General features: G+C 54.0%; 15 protein-coding genes and 1 other annotated feature (1 of these 16 cut by a window edge). Of the genes, 3 read left to right on the top strand and 12 right to left on the bottom strand.

Going from position 1 to position 20,118, the window contains the following annotated elements:
• Positions 1-54, top strand: a sequence feature (sul1 is cis-regulatory element that is thought to sense ions involved in sulfur or methionine metabolism; They are found in Alphaproteobacteria) (it extends 2 nt beyond the left edge of the window).
• Positions 55-116: 62 nt separating this feature from the next.
• Positions 117-1,598, top strand: a complete 1,482-nt coding sequence (locus tag BJF95_RS03990) for a SulP family inorganic anion transporter (protein WP_075638176.1) — start codon at positions 117-119, stop codon at positions 1,596-1,598.
• A 283-nt stretch (positions 1,599-1,881) separates the two neighbouring features.
• Here the strand turns inward: BJF95_RS03990 and BJF95_RS03985 are convergent, their stop codons facing one another.
• From BJF95_RS03985 to BJF95_RS03940, 10 genes are all read right to left on the bottom strand, one after another.
• Positions 1,882-4,560: a nitrate reductase gene (locus BJF95_RS03985; protein WP_075638175.1), complete on the bottom strand. Its 2,679-nt coding sequence runs from the start codon at positions 4,558-4,560 to the stop codon at positions 1,882-1,884.
• A gap of 33 nt (positions 4,561-4,593) precedes the next feature.
• Positions 4,594-5,037, bottom strand: coding sequence for a cyanase (cynS, locus tag BJF95_RS03980; RefSeq protein WP_075638174.1), 444 nt, complete (start codon positions 5,035-5,037; stop codon positions 4,594-4,596).
• A 59-nt stretch (positions 5,038-5,096) separates the two neighbouring features.
• A complete protein-coding gene (locus BJF95_RS03975) occupies positions 5,097-5,930 on the bottom strand; it encodes a formate/nitrite transporter family protein (protein ID WP_075638173.1) in 834 nt (277 codons plus the stop codon).
• A 31-nt stretch (positions 5,931-5,961) separates the two neighbouring features.
• Positions 5,962-6,288 carry a nitrite reductase small subunit NirD gene (nirD, locus tag BJF95_RS03970; protein WP_075638172.1) on the bottom strand — a complete coding sequence of 109 codons (327 nt, stop codon included), beginning with the start codon at positions 6,286-6,288 and terminating at the stop codon, positions 5,962-5,964.
• A complete protein-coding gene (gene nirB, locus BJF95_RS03965) occupies positions 6,285-8,729 on the bottom strand; it encodes a nitrite reductase large subunit NirB (protein WP_075638171.1) in 2,445 nt (814 codons plus the stop codon). Before nirB ends, nirD begins: the two co-directional genes overlap by 4 nt.
• Before the next feature lie 9 nt (positions 8,730-8,738).
• Positions 8,739-10,499: an ABC transporter ATP-binding protein gene (locus tag BJF95_RS03960; RefSeq protein WP_075638170.1), complete on the bottom strand. Its 1,761-nt coding sequence runs from the start codon at positions 10,497-10,499 to the stop codon at positions 8,739-8,741.
• A 10-nt stretch (positions 10,500-10,509) separates the two neighbouring features.
• Entirely contained in the window at positions 10,510-11,595 is a 1,086-nt protein-coding gene (locus tag BJF95_RS03955; RefSeq protein WP_075638169.1) for an ABC transporter permease, read from the bottom strand.
• A gap of 94 nt (positions 11,596-11,689) precedes the next feature.
• On the bottom strand, positions 11,690-13,102 hold the full coding sequence (locus tag BJF95_RS03950) for a CmpA/NrtA family ABC transporter substrate-binding protein (RefSeq protein ID WP_075638168.1): 1,413 nt from the start codon (positions 13,100-13,102) through the stop codon (positions 11,690-11,692).
• A 318-nt stretch (positions 13,103-13,420) separates the two neighbouring features.
• Entirely contained in the window at positions 13,421-14,713 is a 1,293-nt protein-coding gene (locus tag BJF95_RS03945) for a CmpA/NrtA family ABC transporter substrate-binding protein (RefSeq protein ID WP_083638683.1), read from the bottom strand.
• Positions 14,714-14,724: 11 nt separating this feature from the next.
• Entirely contained in the window at positions 14,725-15,312 is a 588-nt protein-coding gene (locus BJF95_RS03940; RefSeq protein WP_075638167.1) for an ANTAR domain-containing response regulator, read from the bottom strand.
• Positions 15,313-15,822: 510 nt separating this feature from the next.
• On the opposite strand from BJF95_RS03940, the gene BJF95_RS03935 reads away from it, so the two are divergent.
• Entirely contained in the window at positions 15,823-16,548 is a 726-nt protein-coding gene (locus tag BJF95_RS03935) for a pentapeptide repeat-containing protein (protein ID WP_083638682.1), read from the top strand.
• Positions 16,549-16,662: 114 nt separating this feature from the next.
• Here BJF95_RS03935 and BJF95_RS03930 read toward each other — a convergent pair whose 3' ends face one another.
• Positions 16,663-17,622, bottom strand: coding sequence for a hypothetical protein (locus tag BJF95_RS03930; protein WP_075638166.1), 960 nt, complete (start codon positions 17,620-17,622; stop codon positions 16,663-16,665).
• A 547-nt stretch (positions 17,623-18,169) separates the two neighbouring features.
• Between BJF95_RS03930 and BJF95_RS03925 the strand changes: the two genes are divergently transcribed.
• Positions 18,170-19,114, top strand: a complete 945-nt coding sequence (locus BJF95_RS03925; protein ID WP_175577194.1) for a DUF535 family protein — start codon at positions 18,170-18,172, stop codon at positions 19,112-19,114.
• A 25-nt stretch (positions 19,115-19,139) separates the two neighbouring features.
• Here BJF95_RS03925 and BJF95_RS03920 read toward each other — a convergent pair whose 3' ends face one another.
• Positions 19,140-20,054, bottom strand: coding sequence for a LysR family transcriptional regulator (locus tag BJF95_RS03920; RefSeq protein ID WP_075638164.1), 915 nt, complete (start codon positions 20,052-20,054; stop codon positions 19,140-19,142).
• Positions 20,055-20,118: the final 64 nt, after the last annotated feature.

Raw genomic sequence — 20,118 nt, 5'->3', positions numbered from 1 at the left:
CGGACCCGGTGAAATTCCGGGTGGCTATTCTGGCCGCCGATCCGCCAGACAACGCACAACATTCCTGAATATGTTGGACCGCTTTGCGGTCAGCGCTGAACCTATGTGAAAAACTCATGAACATTGTAAAACGTTACCAGCGTGACTGGTTTTCCAATATCCGTGGCGATGTCCTTGCGGGCCTTGTCGTGGCACTTGCCCTCATCCCGGAAGCCATTGGCTTTTCTGTGATTGCCGGGGTTGATCCGAAAGTCGGATTATTCGCTTCTGTCATCATTGCCTGTGTCTCTGCTTTTTGTGGTGGCCGCCCCGGCATGATTTCGGCAGCCACCGCTGCCACTGCCGTCTTGATTGGCGGCTTGGTGCGTGATCACGGCATTCAATATCTGTTTGCCGCCACGCTGTTGATGGGCGTGCTGCAAATCCTGGCTGGCTTTTTGAAATTGGGCCGCGTCATGCGTTTCGTGTCGCGCTCGGTCATGACCGGCTTTGTCAATTCGCTGGCGATTTTGATTTTTATGGCACAATTGCCCGAATTGGTGGGGCGTCCCAATTCCACCTACATCATGATCGCCATCGCTTTGGCCATCATCTATCTTTTCCCACGCATCACCAAAGCCATCCCTTCGCCATTGGTGGCAATTGCCGCTTTGACGGCGGCGACATGGTGGTTCGGCTTTGATGTGCGCAGCGTCAGCGATTTGGGTGAAATGCCCACCAGCCTGCCCATTTTTGCATGGCCGCAGGTGCCGCTGAATTTTGAGACGCTACAGATTATCTTCCCTTATTCTGTTGCTCTTGCGGCCGTTGGCCTGCTGGAATCCCTGCTGACGGCCCAGATTGTCGATGACATGACGGATACGCAGAGCAACAAAAGCCAGGAGTGCATCGGGCAAGGAGCCAGCAATATTGCGTCGGGCCTGTTTGGTGGCATGGGCGGTTGCGCCATGATTGGCCAATCGGTCATCAACGTCAGCTCGGGCGGGCGCGGTCGGCTCTCAACCTTTGTGGCCGGTGCGTTTTTGCTGGTGCTGTTGCTGGTGCTTGATGACATCTTGCGTGTTGTGCCCATGGCAGCTTTGGTGGCGATCATGATCATGGTGTCCATTGGCACCTTCTCCTGGCGCTCAATTCTGGATTTGCGCAAGAACCCGCCATCCTCCTCCTTGGTCATGCTGGCAACCGTGGTCACGGTGGTTGCAACTCACGATCTTTCCAAGGGTGTGCTGGTGGGCGTGCTTTTGTCGGGCGTGTTTTTTGCCGGCAAGGTGGCGCGCATGGTGCATGTGAAGGCAGAGGATCACGCCGATGGCTCCCGGCTTTATCGCGTCGATGGGCAGATCTTCTTTGCCTCCAGCGAGGCGTTCATTGCCGCCTTTGACTTTGATGATGAGGTGAAAGCCATCACCATTGATGTCACCCGCGCGCATTTTTGGGATATTACTTCCATCAGTGCATTGGACAAAGTGGTGCTGAAATTCCGCTCCAAGGGCGCTGTGGTGCAGGTGAATGGTGTCAGTGAGGCCACCAGCCATATGATTGACCGGTTTGCCGTCCATAAGGATGAGACTGCAGTGGCCGCGCCAGCCGGGCATTAATCAGGTGAAGTGAGTAATTCGCTACGCGCATGGCGCATGGCTGGTGTGCGAAAACCTGCCTGTTAATTGGGCGAAAATAGCGTATAAATCATTTCAACGAAGCGATGCATCCTCCTCCCGCAAAGCTTCGTGTTACGGGCCAGTTCACTCCTCCTCCCAGAACGGCCCGTTGGAATGACAGCACTCCTCCTCCCAGCTGTCATTCGGTTCTTTTCGGAAAACCTGCCGCACCTCCTCCCGCGGCAGGTTTTTCGTATTTAGAGCCTTGTTATCTCCCAATTTCTCATTCTGCTGCAATCGGCCGTGTGGCCGCTAAAATCGCGCCAATTTCGGCCCGGCAAGACCCACAATTGGTGCCAGCCGAAAGCGTCTCACCAATTGCCTTGACTGTTGTGCAGCCCTTGGCGATGGCATCGGTGATCTGGTTGATGCCAACGGAAAAGCACGAGCAAACGATAGCGCCCGGATCGATCTGGTTGGCGCTGGGGCGACCGGCGATTAGGCTTACCCGATTGTTCCGATGGGCAAAGCACTGCGATAGCTGCGATGCGGCCCAGTTGCGCGAAACGCTGACGGGCTCGTGCGCCATGAAAAGGGCCGCACAGAGCCGATCTCCATCAAAAAATGCCAAGCGCACATCGCCGCTGGCCTGATCCTGATAACCCACCATGTCGGCATCCGAGGGTACGTTCAAGGTGGCTCTTGCCCAGGCTGTCCAATCCATCGTGCGTTCAAACCCCAGTTCCAGCCGCCAGCCGCTTTCGGCTTTTGCCAAAGCCCAATAGGTCGCATCAATGGCGGTTGGCTTGGTTGCGGATATGGCAAAGCCATAGGCCTCCATCACGCAGGGTTTGATAGCAACACCGCAGCTTTTCAGGGCCGGTTGGCCGGAGATGGGATCGGTGTTCGATGGTATGAGTGTATCCACCCGTCCGGTGGGCGCGACCTCGCCAGTCCAATGCATGGGCACGAAAATGGCACCCCGGCTTTGGCGCTCGCTCAAGAGGGCGCGAACAATCACCCTTTGCCCAGTGACACTTGTTATCTCGACAAGCGCTGCATCTTCTATGCCGAAATCCCGGCCATCCAGGGGATGAATTTCAGCAAAGGGTTCGGCCAAATGAGCGGAAAGGCGCGCGCTTTTGCCAGTCCGGGTCATGGTATGCCAATGGTCGCGCACGCGACCGGTGTTTAGGGTGAGGGGGAAGGCATCGTTCACCCTGTCGGATTGAGCCGGTGCCGTGGCGCTAAAACGGGCTTTGCCGTCGGAATGATAAAATTTCCCGTTGCTAAAAAAGCGGCTGTCTTTCGGCGCGGTGCCAAGAGGTTGCGGCCATTGAAATGGAGAGAGCGCGTCATAGTGCTGAGCATCAATGGTGCGATAGGCACTGATGTCAAAATCGCGGCTGCCGTTGTTGTTCAAGCCCGATAGAGCCGCATGTTCAGCAAAAATCTCAGCTGGCGATGTGTAGGCAAAGGCTTGCGCAAACCCCATGCGGCGGGCTACCTCTGCCAACTGCCACCAATCGGGCTGTGCACTGCCGGGAGCGGCTTTAAACGGGCGCTGGCGCGAAATGCGTCGCTCGGAATTGGTGACTGTGCCGGATTTTTCGCCCCAGCCGCTGGCGGGCAACAGCACATGGGCGAGCCGTGCCGTGTCCGTGTCGGCTTGCATGTCGGATACAACCACAAAGGGGCAGGCCTCAATCGCTGCCTTCACCGCATTGGCATCGGGCATTGATACCACGGGGTTGGTGGACATGATCCACAAAGCCTTGATGCGGCCGTCTGCCACAGCCTTGAACATATCAACCGCTTTCAGGCCGGGCTTTTCAGCCATTGTTGGTGCGGCCCAGAAGTTTTGTGCGCTTTCTCGGTGACGCGGATTTTCAAGATCCATATGAGCGGCCAGCATATTGGCAAGCCCGCCCACCTCGCGCCCGCCCATGGCATTGGGCTGGCCGGTCAGCGAAAACGGCCCCATGCCGGGCTTGCCAATGCGCCCGGTGGCGAGGTGGCAATTGATAATCGCATTGACCTTGTCGGTGCCGCTTGAGGATTGGTTGACGCCCTGGCTGTAGCAGGTCACCACTTTTTCGCTTGCAGCAAACAATTTGAAAAACTGGCGCAATTGCATGGCAGGCAAGCCTGTTTGCATCATCAGATCGGCCAGTGACTGGCCCATGATCTGTTCAAACACCTCGGAAAATCCATGGGTGTGGGCGGCAATATAGGTTTGATCAATTACGCCTGTTTCAATCAGATGCGCCAAAAGCCCATTAAACAGCGCTACATCACCATCCGGTTTGATGGATAAATGCAAATCGGCGATGTCGGAGGTCGCGGTGCGGCGCGGATCTATCACCACCACTTTCAGCGAGGGCCGCCGTGCCTTTTCAGCGGCGATACGCTGATACAGCACCGGATGGCACCAGCCCATGTTGGAGCCAACCAGCACGATCAAATCCGCCAATTCCAGATCTTCATAGCAGCCCGGCACGGTGTCGGAGCCAAAAGCGCGTTTGTGACCAGCCACAGAAGACGCCATGCACAGTCGTGAATTGGTGTCGATATTGGCAGAGCCGATAAAGCCTTTCATCAGCTTGTTGGCGACATAATAATCTTCAGTCAGCAATTGGCCGGAGAGGTAAAAAGCCACCGATTCCGGGCCGAACTCTGCAATCGTGTCTTTGAAGCGTGCCGCGACAAGATCAAGCGCCTCATCCCAACTGGCGGGCGCGCCAAAAACCTGAGGCTCCAAGGCCCGCCCATCCAGATCCAGCGTTTCACCAAGCGCTGAGCCTTTGGAGCAAAGCCTGCCGAAATTGGCCGGGTGGTCTGGATCGCCCTTGATGCTGACCTTGCCGTCTTCTTCCACCCGCGCAATCACGCCGCAACCAACCCCACAATAGGGGCAGGTGGTTTTGGTCTCAACGGGGGTGTTGTCGACGGAAATGTTCATGATGGGTCTCCGAATAGGTTAAGCTTGGTGCCGTTACCAATTGTTGTAGGAGAGGAATTTACCGCTCATGCGGATCTCGATGCGGTCGCCCTTGGGGTAGGGGATTTTTTCGACGCTCATATCAAAATCAATCGCGCTCATAATGCCGTCACCGCCCTTTTCCTGAATAAGCTCCTTTAGGGTTTGGCCGTAGACGCCAATGATTTCATAAAAGCGATAGATGCAGGGGTCGGTGGGAATGGCCTGATCAAAAACCTTGTTGGGATATTCGGCCAGCACCACTGCGGCTTCCTGCGGCAGGCCAAGGTTCAGCACCAGTTGGTCGGCTTTGTCGCGTGGCAGCGAGTTCATCCCCAGACAGGCAGAGGTGACAAACACCTCGCTCATGCCGATGCCTTCTGAAATGGAGGCCCAGGATAGTCCGGCAGCACGTTTCTTTTCATGGATCAGATCAGTAACATCGCGTTTGCTCAGCATGGATTAGCTCCTGTAAATATGAGAAAAATAGCCCCCGGCGCGCGGGGGCCAACGCCGTTTTACTCAGCAGGAACCATTGCAACATGGGCGTTGCGCTTGGCAGCGGTGCGGGCATGGGTGCTGTACAGTGTGAGGCCAACGAAGGCGATGCCGCCCACGAGATTGCCGGCCACCGTTGGGATCTCATTCCAGATCATGTAATCCATGATCGAGAAATTGCCTTCCAGCATCAGGCCCGACGGAAACAGGAACATGTTGACGATGGAATGCTCAAAACCCATGTAGAAAAACAACATGATCGGCATCCAGATGGCAATGACCTTGCCCGGTACACTGGTGGACATCATGGCGGCCACCACGCCGGTTGAGACCATCCAGTTGCACAGCACGCCGCGAATAAACAGGGTCAGCATGCCGCCAGCGCCATGGGCGGCATAACCGACAGTGCGGCCTTCGCCGATGTGACCAATGGCGACACCAACCGGGTTGGGGGCTGTGGTAAAGCCATAGGTAAACACAATCGCCATCATGACGGCGACAGTGAGCGCACCGGCAAAATTGCCGATAAACACCAGACCCCAATTGCGCAACACGCCTTGGATGGTCACGCCGGGGCGTTTGTCAATCAAGGCCAGCGGGGTCAGTGTGAACACGCCGGTCAGCAAATCAAAGCCCATCAAATAGAGCAGGCAGAAGCCAACGGGAAACAGCACGGCTCCGGCCAGAGGCTGGCCGGTTTGAACATTGATGGTCACGGCAAAAGCCGCTGCCAGCGCCAGAATGGCACCGGCCATATAGGCACGGATCAAGGTGTCACGGGTAGACATAAACACTTTGGATTCGCCTGCATCGATCATTTTGGTCACGAACTCTTTGGGAGAGAGATATGACATATGCGTTCCCCTTTTTTGTTGGTGGTTTTGCTTAAAATGACACTGCGATGTAGATGGTCTCGCCTTCCAGTTTCACCGGAAACGTGACTGTGGCGCCTTCATCGGCCCCTTGCGCCAATCCGGTTTCCAGATTGATCACCCAATTGTGCAGCGGGCAGGTGACGCAATTGTCGTGCACAATGCCTTGGCTCAAGGGTCCGTTTTTGTGGGGGCATTTGTCTTCCATGGCAAAGACCCGGTCGTCATGGGTGCGAAACACCGCAATGGTGGTGTCGCCATTTTCGACGCAGCGGGCACCTTGCGGCGGGATGTCGTGGAGCGAGCCAATTGCCACCCAGTTTTGAGCTATCAAATTCATTCCGCAGCCTCCTTGCGCATGATTGCCATGGGCTTGAACTCATGCTTGTCCTTGCCGGAAACGCGCTCTGACCATGGGTCTACTTGTGCGAATTTTTGCGAAAACACGAAGCGGTCGAAATAGGCTTTGCGCTTATCGGCATCCTCCATGATCTGGCGGCGGATTTCGTCGTGGCCGATGCGTTTGGCCCATTTGTAAATGCGCTCCAGATAGCGGCCCTGTTCGCGATACATCTGGGTGAGCGCCACAATATGCTCCAGCGCCTCATCCTCGGTTTTAACGAGGCCGAGCACGTCGGTTCCCTTGATGTCGAGACCGGCAGCCCCGGCAAAATGGATTTCAAAACCGGAATCGACGCAGATCACGCCAATGTCCTTGCAGGTCGCTTCGGCGCAATTGCGCGGACAGCCGGAAACTGCCAGTTTCAGCTTGGCCGGTGTCCATGAGCCCCACATGAATTTTTCCAGCCGAATGCCAAGGCCTGTGGAATCCTGCGTGCCAAACCGGCACCAGTCGGAACCCACGCAAGTTTTAACGGTGCGAAGCCCCTTGGCATAGGCTTGGCCGGAAACGAAGCCAGCTTTGCCGAGATCAGCCCAGACGGCGGGCAGGTCTTCTTTCTTGATGCCAAGCATATCAATGCGCTGGCCGCCGGTGCATTTTACTGCGGGGATGTTGAACTTATCCACCACATCGGCAATGGCGCGTAATTCCTTGGAGGAGGTCATGCCGCCCCACATGCGTGGAACCACCGAATAGGTGCCATCCTTCTGGATGTTGGCGTGAACCCGCTCGTTGATGAAGCGCGATTGGTAATCATCGGCATATTCATCCGGCCAATCGCAGACGAGGTAATAGTTCAGCGCAGGCCGACATTTGGCGCAGCCGCAGGAGGTTTTCCACTCCAGCTCCTGCATCACGGCGGGGATGGTTTTGAGCGATTTCGCCTTGATCAGACGGCGCACATCGTCATGGCCCAGCTCGGTACAGGTACACATCGGCGTCACGGCTGATGGGTTATAGGCATCGCCCAAAGTGAGGCCCATGAGTTGCTCGACCAGCCCTGTGCAGGAGCCGCAGGAGGCCGAGGCCTTGGTGTGGGCGCGGACCTCGTCCAGCGAGGTCAGGCCCTTGGAGGTGATGGTGGTGACGATTTTGCTCTTGCAAACGCCGTTACAGCCGCAGATTTCCGCATCATCTGGCAAGGCTGCAACGGCCGCCATAGGGTCCAGCGGGGCACCCCCCTGATAGGACTGGCCGAAGATCAACGTATCGCGCATTTGCGAAATATCAGTGCCGCGTTTCATCAGGTCGAAAAACCATGAGCCATCGCCGGTTTCGCCGTAAAGCACCGCCCCGATAATCTTGTTTTCCTTGAGGATCAGCCGCTTGTAGATGCCCGACGAGGCATCGCGCAAAACGATTTCTTCCCGGTCTGGCCCTTCGGCAAAATCCCCAGCCGAAAACAGATTGATGCCCGTGACCTTCAACTTGGTGTTGACCACCGAGCCGTGATATTCAGCGCTACCACCAATCAATCGATCCGCCAGCACCCGCGCGCTTTCATAGAGCGGGGCAACAAGCCCATAGCATTGGCCGCGATGCTCGGCGCATTCGCCAAGCGCAAACACCGAGGCATCCGATGTCTGCATGCCATCATCGACCACAATGCCGCGATTGACGGCAATGCCTGCATCTTTCGCCAAGGCTGAGGCTGGGCGAATGCCAACCGCCATCACCACCATGTCGCCCTCTATGGTGCGGCCATCTTCCAGCTCAATGCCTTCGACCTTGTCTGTGCCAAGAATCTGCTTGGTGTTGGCTTTGGTGATGATTTCGATGCCGCGCTCAGTCAGCGCTTTTTCCAAAAGGTAAGCTGCGGCAGGGTCGAGCTGACGCTCCATAATGGTTGGCATCAGGTGAATGACGGTGACCTCCATGCCTTGACGCTTCAGGCCATAGGCAGCCTCAAGCCCCAGAAGACCCGCACCAATGACAATGGCTCGACCTTTACCTTTGGAGATGTCCAGCATCTTCTCGACATCATCGAGATCGCGATAGGCCAAAACACCCGGCAATTGATGGCCGGGAACCGGAATGATGAAGGGAAGCGAGCCGGTAGCGATCACCAGTTTGTCGTAAGCCACCGTGATGCCATTGGCAGAGGTGACAGTTTTGGCGTGGCGGTCAATCTGCGTGACTTTTGCGCCCTTGTGCAGCGTCACATTGTGGGCACCATACCAGGCATCATCATGAATGATGATGTCGTCATAGGCTTTTTCGCCCGACAACACCGGCGAGAGCATGATGCGGTCGTAGTTGACGCGCGGCTCGGCGTTGAAAATTGTGACATCATAAAGGCCGGGGGCCTTTTCAAACAATTCTTCCAGCATGCGCCCCGGTGCCATGCCATTGCCGATAATAACGAGTTTTTCGCTCATGGGAGCCTCCTATTCCGCAGCCGCGATACGGGATGATGTTTGCCGATTGATCCGTTCAGAGCGTTTTTCCTGAATGGATGTGAGCTGTTCTGCGCTTGGGTTTGCGCCGCCTTCATAGGCTTCAAGAAATTCCAGCAATTCCGAGCGATAGGCGTAGTAATCAGGGTGAGAGAGGAGGCTTTTGCGCGAGCGTGGACGGGGTAAGTCCACCTCCATGATATTGCCGATCTTGGCATTCGGCCCGTTCGACATCATCACCACGCGGTCGGCCAGCAAAATGGCTTCATCCACATCATGGGTTACGCAGATGGCGGTGACTTTTGTGCGTTTCCACACATCCATCAGCACTTCTTGCAATTCCCAGCGGGTCAGGCTGTCCAGCATGCCAAAAGGTTCATCCAGCAGCAGCAGTTTGGGCGAGAGCGCAAAGGCACGCGCAATACCCACCCGCTGCTTCATGCCGTTGGACAGGTCATTGGCCAGCCGATGCATAGCATCGCCAAGGCCAACCCGGTGCAGGTAATACTCGACAATATCCTTGCGCTCAGAAGGGCTTGCGTCCGGATAAACCCGATCCACACCCAGAGCGACATTTTCGCGCGCCGTCAGCCATGGCATCAAGGACGGGGCTTGAAACACCACGGCGCGGTCTGGTCCTGCGCCTGAAATTTCGCGACCGTCCAGAATAATACCGCCCGATGAAATCGGGTTCAGTCCCGCCACCATCGACAAAACCGTGGATTTGCCGCAACCAGAATGGCCGATGATGGAGATAAACTCGCCCTGTTTCATTTTCAGGTCGAACCCGTCCACAACGGTCAGCGGGCCTTTGGGGGTGGGGTAGATCTTCTTGACTTCGAAAAACTCGACATAGCCCTTTTCGATGGCTGATTGCGCCTTGCGGGCATAGGCGGCGGGCAGGTTTTCGGCTTGCGGTTTTCGCGTGATTGGCACCACATTTGGCAAAACAATGCCGGGGTCTGCATCACTGTTGCGGGCTGCACCCAGATCCATCAGATATTCGGTTACACGGGCGCGAAGAGCGATAAACGCGTCATCAGCATTCATCTCGGTGCGTTCGCGCGGACGGGCCAGTTTCACATCAAAGCTTTTGCCTAGCGTCGCCTTTGGCCCCGGTGTCAGCGGAATGATCCGGTCTGCCAGCAAAATCGCCTCATCCACATCATTGGTGATCAGGATAATGGTTTTCTTTTCCTGCTCGCAAATGGCGGCCAATTCATCCTGCAGCTTGGCGCGGGTGAGGGCGTCAAGGGCCGATAAGGGCTCATCCAGCAGCAGCACGTCCGGCTGCATGGCCAGTGCCCGTGCAACAGAGACCCGCTGGCGCATGCCGCCCGAAAGCTCGGCCGGTTTGCGGTCTGTTGCATGGGCGAGGCCCACCATGGTGATATAGTGCTCGACAATCCCGGACCGCTCGGATGCGGATTTGTCCTTGTGGATGCTGTCCACCGCCAGCGCCACATTATCGCGCACCGACAGCCATGGCATCAGCGAATAGTTTTGAAAGACAACGCCAAGGGCAGGGTCTGGCTTGGTGATCTCTTTACCCTTGAAAAACACCTGGCCGTTATCAGGCTGCGTCAAGCCGCATAGCAGCGAGATCAGCGTGGATTTGCCAGAGCCAGAAAAGCCGACGATGGCAATAAACTCGCCTTGCTCAACGGTGAGGTTGACCGTGTCCAGCACGTCATTGCGGCTTTTACCGTCGCCGAAGCTTTTGGAAACATTGCAGAGTTGCAAAATGCTCATCAAACTCTCCTCAGCGGTTGGTGGTGAAGGTGAAGGCCGATTGCAGCGCATACATGATGCGATCGAGAATGAAGCCGATGATGCCAATGGTGAGAACCGCCACCAGAATGCGGGCAAGCGACGCAGACGAGCCGTTCTGAAACTCATCCCAGACAAATTTGCCAAGTCCGGGGTTTTGCGCCAGCATTTCTGCGGCAATCAGCACCATCCAGCCCACGCCGAGCGAGAGGCGCATCCCGGTGAAAATCAGCGGCAACGCCGATGGCAGCACCAGTTTGCGAATGGTGGTGCCGGTGGAGAGCTGCAAAACCTTGCCAACATTGACGAGGTCTTTGTCAATCGAGGCAACACCCATCGCGGTATTGATCAGGGTTGGCCAAAGAGAGCAGAGCGTCACCGTGACGGCAGAGACCACCATGGATTTTGGAAAATAATCCGAAGTGTCAACATACAACGCTGACACCACCATGGTGACAATCGGCAGCCAGGCCAAGGGCGAGACCGGTTTGAAAATCTGGATCAGCGGATTGATGGCGCTGTTGAAGGCTTTTGACAGGCCGGAGGCAATGCCAAGCGGCACGGCAATCACGGTGCCAATCAAAAAGCCGAGACCCACCGTGAGCAGGGATGTGCCGATCTGGTCGATATAGGTGGGGCTGCCGGTGTAGCTGCGGTTTTTCACCATATCGGCTTGGCCGTCGGCCACCAGTTTTGCGTTGCGCTTGTCCTGACGCGCATAAAACTCAGCCGCTTTGGCCCGTTCTGCCCGATAATCCGCCCAGAGCACTTCGGCTTGTTTTGCCACTTCAAACGGGCCGGGAATGGCACCCAGCGAAGTGTGAACTTGCGGGGCCAGCACACCCCACAACACCAGAAAACTGAGAATGCCGACAAGAGGATAGAGCAAAACGCGCTTGAGCACGCCCAATTGCTCACGGGGATCTTCGCCAGCCGCCATTTTCAGGATGGGCGTCAGCCAGACCAGGCCCAGCACATCCAGCCAGCGGGCCGCACTGTTGATTCGCTGGAGGGTGCGCTCCTTGCGTTTGGCCTTGTCAGTCAAAGTGACATTGAAGGTCTCTGTCGCGTTGGTCATAGGTCCGGTCCTTCGCAAACGTAGTCTTGAATAGAGAAATGAGGGGCCGCCTGGCGCATGGGATGCGGGCACCAGGCTCAATCACAAGGCTCAATCAATTGCCAACAACAGTTGTGCCTTCGAGCTTTTGGCCGGCTTTCAGACCGATCTTCAGGCTGTCGATATAGGCGTTGGGCTTTTTGCCATCATAAGTGATGCCATCGATGAACTCGGCGGTCGGGGCCTTGTATCCATCTGTGCCAAAAGGGAAATCTTCCTTTTTGGCTTCGCCGTCTTCAATCAGAAGCTCTGCGGCTTTCATGTAAATATCGGGGCGATAGACCGATTTCGCCGTCTCGTCATACCACGTGTCGGGCTTTTGATCGGCAATCTGGCCCCAGCGGCGCATTTGGCTGAGATACCAGACCGCATCCGAGTAAAACGGATAGGTGGCATTGTAACGAAAGAACACGTTGAAATCGGGAACGGGACGCTTGTCGCCCTTTTCATATTCAAACGTGCCGGTCATGGAATTGGCGATAACAGCGGCATCCGCACCGACATATTCCGGTTTGGAAAGAATTTTGACCGCTTCCATGCGGTTGGCATTGTTGTTTTCATCCAGCCATTCGGCGGCGCGGATCAGCGCTTTGGTCAAGGCCAGCGTGGTGTTGGGATATTTCTTGACGAATTCGTCTGTCAGGCCAAACACTTTTTCCGGCTTGTTTTTCCAGATTTCACTGGAGGAAATCACCGGCACGCCGATGCCCTTGAACACAGCCGCCTGATTCCATGGCTCGCCCACGCAATAGCCATCAATGGTGCCAGCTTCCAATGTTGCCGGCATTTGCGGCGGTGGTGTTACAGAGAGCAGCGCATCCGCCTTGATCTGGCCCGATGTGTCATTGGTGCTGTAATAACCGGGGTTGATGCCGCCAGAGGCCAACCAATAGCGCAACTCGTAATTATGGGTCGAAACCGGAAAAACCATACCCATTTTGAAGGATTTTCCCTGGGCCTTGAAAGCATCGACCACAGGTTTCAACGCGTCAGCCTTGATCGGGTGTTGCGGCTTGCCATCAGGACCGGCTGGAATATTCGTCTTCATCGCCTCCCACACCGGATTGGAAACGGTGATGCCATTGCCATTCAGGTCCATGGAAAAGGGGGTCACAATATGGGCTTTGGTGCCATAGCCAATGGTGGCGGCCAGCGGCTGGCCCGCCAACATATGTGCGCCGTCCAACTCGCCATCAATCACCCGGTCCAGCAGCACTTTCCAATTGGCCTGCGGCTCAAGGGTGACATAAAGCCCCTCATCTTCAAAAAAGCCCTTTTCCTTGGCAATCGCCAAGGGCGCCATATCCGTCAGCTTGATGAAGCCAAGTTTCAGCTCATCCTTTTCGACCTTCAGCATCTTGGCATCAACCGGTATAGCACTGCTGCCAAGCAAAACAGCGGTCAACACGGACAGACATTGAACCAGATTTCTCGTCTTTAGCCTTCCTGTGGTGGCATTGTGCACCATGTGGCGGTTCCCCTTTTTTGACGGAAATAAAAACAAAAAAACGCCTCAAGATTTGCCACTCAGACTTTTTGAAAAAGTCGAATTGCAACCGTGAGACGCCGTTGTGTCATGGAGTTCGCATCGAAGCGATAATTTTGCGCTGATCGCCGTTGATCGCGCAAAGATAGATAAGCATATCTTGTGCCAGTCTGGCTAGATGGAATCTATCTTCTTGATAACAAATGTTTATTTATTTTATTTTCTGCTCAAAATCTAAGCGGCTGCACGCAATTCGCTGTTTCTTTCTTGTGCAGCCTGCCTAATAAGTGGCAATCTTGCTCAAAGACGAGGTGAGGTTGCCTCATCTCCAGTCGGCTGGACATGGGGTGCCTTCACCGGAAATGCCTCGACATAGCCAGCGATCTGGTGAGGATCAAACGAAAAGCCATCGATGAATGCATCGGCCGAATCACGTCCTTCCACGCGCATGTCTTGCGCATTGAGGCTCTCGGGCAGGCCAAGCGCCTGCCTGTAAATGTCGGGGCGATAGGCGGATGCTGCATTTGCGACCTGTTCTGCGCAATATTCTGTCTGCCCCCAGCGGATCATCTGGCTGTAAATCCACAAGGCGTGACTGGGGCGAGGGTAATTGGCCTGATTGCCGTGAAAGCGGAAGTAGTTATCAACGATGCGCCGGTTGCCCTTGGCATCAACATTGAATTCGCCCGCCAGCACCGGCTGAATGATCTCTGCGGCAACACCAATATAGCGCTCACTGGAAAGAGCGTCAGCCAGAATAGCCCGATTTTCGGGCTGATCACACCATCGCCCGCTCGCATCCAGTGCTACAATCAAACGTGCAATTGTGTCTTGATGGTCTTTCGCCCATTCTGGTCGCATGCCCAGAACTTTTTCCGGTGCCGAGGGCCAAATATCTTGCTTGGTTGCCACAATGCGGCCGGTGGCGCGCTTTGATGCCACCATATTCCACGGCGCGCCAACGCAAAAGCCATCAATCGCGCCTGCCGCCAGCGCATCGGAGGTTAGCGGTGGCGGCACAACCACCAGCTTGACGTCTGTATCTGGATTGATGCCGCCAGCCGCCAGCCAATAGCGGAATTCATAATTGTGGGACGAGAACGGATAGGTCACGCCGAGGGTGGGGGATGGTTCTCCCCCACGACGCATGCTGTCCAGCACAAGAGCCAAGGCCCTGGCGTTGTCGAGTGCGCTTGATGTCTCGGTTATTGTGCCGGTATCAAGCATTCGTTGAAACAGGCGGGTGGACAAGGTAATCGCATTGCCACCCTGACCCAGCGAAAACGCGGTGATTGTGGGCGAGGGGTTGGAGCCCAACCCCAGCATGGAGGCCACCGGCATGGGCGACAGCATATGGGCAATATCGAATTGCTGAAAGGCGAGGCGATCGCGAACATTGGCCCAGGAGACATCTTTGACCAGATCAAGCGTCAGGCCTTCTTTCGCCGCAAAGCCAAATTCCACAGCTGCAATCAGCAGCGATGCATCGACCAGCGGAATAAAGCCTGCGCGCAGATAGCGGTTTTCCTTGCGGCCCACGGCGGGGGCTGAAGGTGTGGATGGTTTGCTTTTGTGCGTGTCCGCCTTGGTCATCTCGGGGTTCCTCACATCAAAAGACTGGCGGCGGTGACGACGCTTTGGGCAATGTCTACCATTTTCTTTTTTTCATTCATTGCGGTTTGCCGCAAAAGTGCGAAGGCTTCTTCTTCGGAAAGCCCGCGCATTTTCATCAATATGCCTTTGGCGCGCTCAATGACCTTGCGTTCCGTGAGTGCAGTTTTGGCGTCGGTCAATTCGCGCCGCAAGCGATCAAACGCACGAAATCGCATGACGGCCATATCAAGAATAGGCTTGACCCGCTCTTTTTTGAGGCCATCAACGATATAGGCCGACACGCCCGCATCGACTGCGGCAGCAATGGATTCGGTATCGGCGCGATCGACAAACATGGCAATCGGGCGGCTGACGCTGCGTGTCAGTTGAAACAGGTGTTCCAGCATGTCGCGGTTTGGATTTTCGAGATCGATGATAATAACGTCTGGCGTCAGTTGCTCTATGCTGCGGGCAATGCCATTCACGTCGTGGATAACGGTGACACGCAAGTGCCCTGCCTCCCGCAGGCCTTCCTCGATAATGGAAGCGCGGATGGTGTTTTCATCAATCACAAGAATGGTCAGGTCGCTGTGGTCCACGCATTAGGCATACTGCACTGCGAAAAGCTTGACAATCGCCTTGGTGGAAAAGCCATCAACCACAGCGCCGCGCAGCCCTTGTGCAGCAATGATCACAGTCGTTCACATTTTTGCGGCCTTGGCTGGGTTTGGCACTTATGATGATGTAGGCTTTGCGCGACACAATAAAAAAGGCGGATGTAAGATGAATTGTAAAATTCATCGGTGCATATCCGTGCTACTGCATAATTCCTTAAATCGGACCCGAATAAAGACGAGGATTATGCCGATGGTATGGAATATGGCCGCGGCATGATGGGGTAAGTGGTTGCTGGTTTCATCCAGTCGAGAAAGTCTAAAACGATAGGTTGTTTTTACGCCAATGAGTCCAATATAGCTCGAATTCTGTCGTTTAAGTTTGTCCGGGAAATCAAATTTGATTTTTGGGGTCAATTAGAGCGAAAATCCGAGCTCGATAGCGACGTCAGGTTTGTGCGTGCAGAGCATCCGCAGGAGAGGTTAGTTTTGAAAATGACACCCACAGTGTTGTATGGGATCAAAATCGCCAGTCGTTGGGCCAGCGTGCTGTTGTCTCTGGTGGTCGCTTTCATTGTTTCAGCGACAGTTGCGGGTGCCGCTGATTGCCGTAGCAGTCCCGACACCAAGGTTGACTGGTCTGGCTGTTACAAACGCCAGCTTATGTTGGGCGGAAGCAACTTGCGCGATGCAAACCTTTATGATGCGGACCTGAGTTTTACAGATTTAAGCAACGCCAATCTGCAATCGGCAGATTTGGAAAAAGCCACACTGATCCGTACCTTGCTTGCAGGCGCCAAAGCGGATGGGGCAAAGTTTGAGCGCATCGAAGCCTATCGGGCTGAAATGTCGCGCATCTCGGCGGTGGATGCGAGCTTCGTGAACGCTGAAATGCAGCGCGTAAACCTCAAGGCGGCCAATTTGGCCGGAGCCGATTTCACCAAGGCCGAGCTTGGCCGGGTGAACTTTGAAAAAGCGATTCTCACCGGTGCCAAATTTAACCTGGCCAACATGTCGCGTGTGAGTTTGAACAACGCCCGCCTGGATGGGGGCGTTGATTTTGGTGAAGCCTTCATGTTTCGCACCCGCATTGAGGGCGTTGATTTGTCGACGGCCAAAGGGTTGAAGCAAGATCAGGTTGATCTGGCCTGTGGTGATAGCCAAACCCGCTTGCCTCTCGGTTTGACGGCCCCCAGTGATTGGCCCTGCCAGCCGGATTGAGCGAACAGGATTGCGCGCTCACCAGCCTTTCAAAAATCCGATGTTTAATATTATGCAGAATAGCAGCGTGCAGAACATTCAAATCCGCACGGTGCTTTCTGCTTTTGTGTCAGCCTATCGGATGATTGGTTCGCCGTGAAAGCGGCGCTTGGAGGGTTTTGAAACGCCAAAGCCAACCTCCATCATCAAGCGAGGCTTTGATGTTGGCACTGTTCCCATATGGAAGCCAAAGGGATCTTCGACAAAACCCGAACCGGCTGGCCCTGTGAGAGTGATTGCGCTGTCTGGGCCATAATATCCCAACACATCGTCGGCGGGATGGCCGACCAGCAAGGTCAACTGATGTTTGAGGCGGCGACGACGATGACTGCCACGCACAAACACGTGCGGGCCGGTGCCTTCATCGACTGCGTTGATATTGAAGAAAAATTTCAACATCCGCCAGTCATCAAGGTCAAAGTGAAATTTGTCGAGCGAGGCCATGCTGCGGTCTTTTTCGGACGCGAGCGTTGGAAAACTCCACCAAACTCGCGTTGTAATCAATTGCGCGTCGGCACCAAGATAGTTTTTGGCGATGTCGATCAAAAGCGGATCTTTTTGCACGGCAAGGGCTGCATCACAGTCCATAATCCGGTCAAACAGGTGGCCGCTCAACAGGGAGCGTCCATATTGCTTTTCAGCGTTTGCATGATCGCTCGCTTTGAACTCCAGCCGGCGATCGAAGTTGCCAAAGCATGGCGTGTTAAGAGCATAGGCATGAATTTCTTCATGGATGGCCTGTGGAAGATGTAAGCCGGTGAATATGCCATCTTGTTTTAAGGCGGATACCGCAGAGCGGTAATCAGCATGAAACATGCTTTTGCCGCTCGATTGCTCTGTTTTTGGCTTTCGGGCTGTCAGCCAATGCAGGTTTCGCCCAGGCAGGGTTCTTGCAAACATAAACATTGGAAGCCAGGCGGGATTTTCGCGAATGTCAGCAATATAGGTTGGCAGCCGCACGGCCATTCGACGCAGTTTGCTGCCGCTGCGCGCAATTGATTCAAGGTCTTTGGATTGGACATCAAGTTTTTGCATCTCGGCATTCTCCTTGTGACCGCCATGTCAGCAATCGATTTGGATGGTATTCAAGCCATGCATGAGTGTCTTTCGACACAAACCTTCTAATCCTGTTAGGCTTTGATAGCAATGAATTTATTGAATTTTTAGCGTATATTTCTAAATTATTTAAATTTTATAATGTAATATTTAAATTAGCCGAATTGACTGTATGTATGTCCGACCTTCACATCAATGTCTTGTTGTAGAAATACTATGTATATTTCTCCACATTTATGAATAGAATTTCAGAAAGTTATACCACACAATCGTTCTCCTAGCGGGCGGGTTTTGAAAATAAAATCTAATTTTATTAGTTTTGATTGAGTTTTTATAGGCAATTAGAATTAATTCGCTATATTTTTTTCTAAAAAAAGATACAAAAGAAAATTAATTTTCAAATTTGCCAGAATGTTACTTTATTTGGGTGTGAAATTTTTTTTATAGTTTTAACATTATTTCGTTGAAATAGTGAAAATTATTGTGCTAGGGCGCAAATGGGGATGTTTTTAAAACGGTGCGCGACGTGGCGGATGTCAATAATACATTAGAATTTTTGCCGGCTTCTGAGTATTCAGTCGAAAAAAAGAGCTTTAAGCGTTTCATAATTTGTTCAATACGACGCTTTGTATTAGAATCGATTTATAGACGTGAATTGAAAGACTTGAATTTCTTTTTGTCACAACCTCCCTTTAGTAAGGTGAGAGATATATCGGTCGATCTACAGACAAAAGCTGTTGGCCGGTATTTTTCACGCTGCACAAATGCGCGTGGGCGATTTCGTGCCATTGTTGATCACTATACTTTGTTTTCAAAGTATTTCGATGACAACGTGTTTCTGGCCGCTCATACCCAAGAGATTTTGATTGCGGAGATGCTCTATAAAGATCAGAAACTCGCACTGTATTTATGCAAACAGGACGGGTTCTCGCGCGAGGCGGAGCTTCGCGTCAAGCTAACCTTCAACAATGTCACCATTGTCCAGATGGGCATGTCATTTGTGAATCGGCAGACGCTTGGCCTGGGCGCTTCTGGAGATGCTCTTTGGATCGGCATCGTTAAATCCAGTATTCCGGGAGAGCCGGGGCGAGAGAGCTTTCGCCATTTCACCAAGGCTTTTGAAGGGCTGCGCCCCAAATATCTGCATGTGATGTTTGTCCAGTCCCTGGCCCGCGCGCTTGGAATTTCCGAGATTTTCGCACCATCTTATATCGGGCAGGCGGTCGCATCCAGCCGACGCTTCAAGCAGCGCGTTCATGCCGATTATGATGGTTTCTGGGAGGAGTGCGGCGGGGAAAAGATCAATCAGTATTTGTATCAGATCCCTTGCGATCGCCCGCCGCGCGATTTATCCGAGTATAAGCCCAACAAGCGGTCTCAAGCCAAAAAGCGTCAGGAACTGGAGATGGGCTTGAGGCATGCAATGTGCCAGATGTTTGAAAGCTTGAAGCGCCGCGAGATGGCGCTGTAACGCTCCATCCCTACTATGTCCGTGATCAGTCGCAGGTGCTGGCGCGAAATGTCTCAACCTCTTGCAAAAGCCATTGTGTGAAGGCAATCAATGGCTTTGAGGCCCGCTTGTCGTCCGGGGATACGAGATAGTAACTGCTCTGGCTTTTGACGCTATGGGCTGAGGCCAGCACCAATTGACCACTTTCCAGTTCCGGCTTGATCAGAAACAGCGGCATAAGGGCGACACCGAGACCGGCGATGCAGGCCTGTGCCACATTCATGAATTGCTCAAATCCCATGGTGGCGGATGGATTGGCTTTTATGCCAAGGCTTGCGAACCAGTTATCCCAGGCCAAAGGGCGGGATTTCATTTCGATAAGCGGCAATGTTGCGAGCGCGTCTTGCCCTGTGATAGTGTGCGCTTTTAAAAAAGATGGACTACAGACCGGAGCCACCGTTTCATCCATCAAAAATCGGCAAGTTGCTCGCGGCCAATTTGGCTTGCCGATATGAATGGCGGCATCCAATTGCTCGGCTTGAAAATCGAACTGGCCGATTCTGGTCGCGAAATTCAAATTGATATGGGGATAAAGAGCGACAAAGCTCGAAATGCGGGGCAAGAGCCAGCGTGTGCCGAAGGTTGGCAGGATGGCAATGTTCAAACGGCTGTCTTCGGAGCCGGTCATGGCTTCCAGCGATGCATCTTGAATAAGAGAAAGGGCGGTCTGGATGGTTTTGTGAAAAGCCTCGCCGCGGGCAGTGAGATCAACCCCGCGACCGTTGCGCACAAACAGAGGTGTGCCAAGCTGCTGTTCCAGCGCCAGAATTTGGCGGCTGATGGCCCCTTGTGTCAGGTTAAGCTCTGCTGCTGCTGCCGAAAAGCTGCCGAGCCTCGCCACGGAATCCATGGTCACGAGGGCGGTGGTCGAGGGTAAGAGACGGCGCTGCAAGGATTTCATCAGCTATGAATATCTCTCATACCTCGTTTCGTAAACATCGTTTTGCTTTCCAGCCACAATCTGT

The organism is Rhizobium oryziradicis, assembly GCF_001939045.1.
Lineage (GTDB): Bacteria > Pseudomonadota > Alphaproteobacteria > Rhizobiales > Rhizobiaceae > Allorhizobium > Allorhizobium oryziradicis.
Note: the sequence above shows the minus strand (reverse complement) of the source record. Positions and strands in the feature narration are given on the sequence as shown.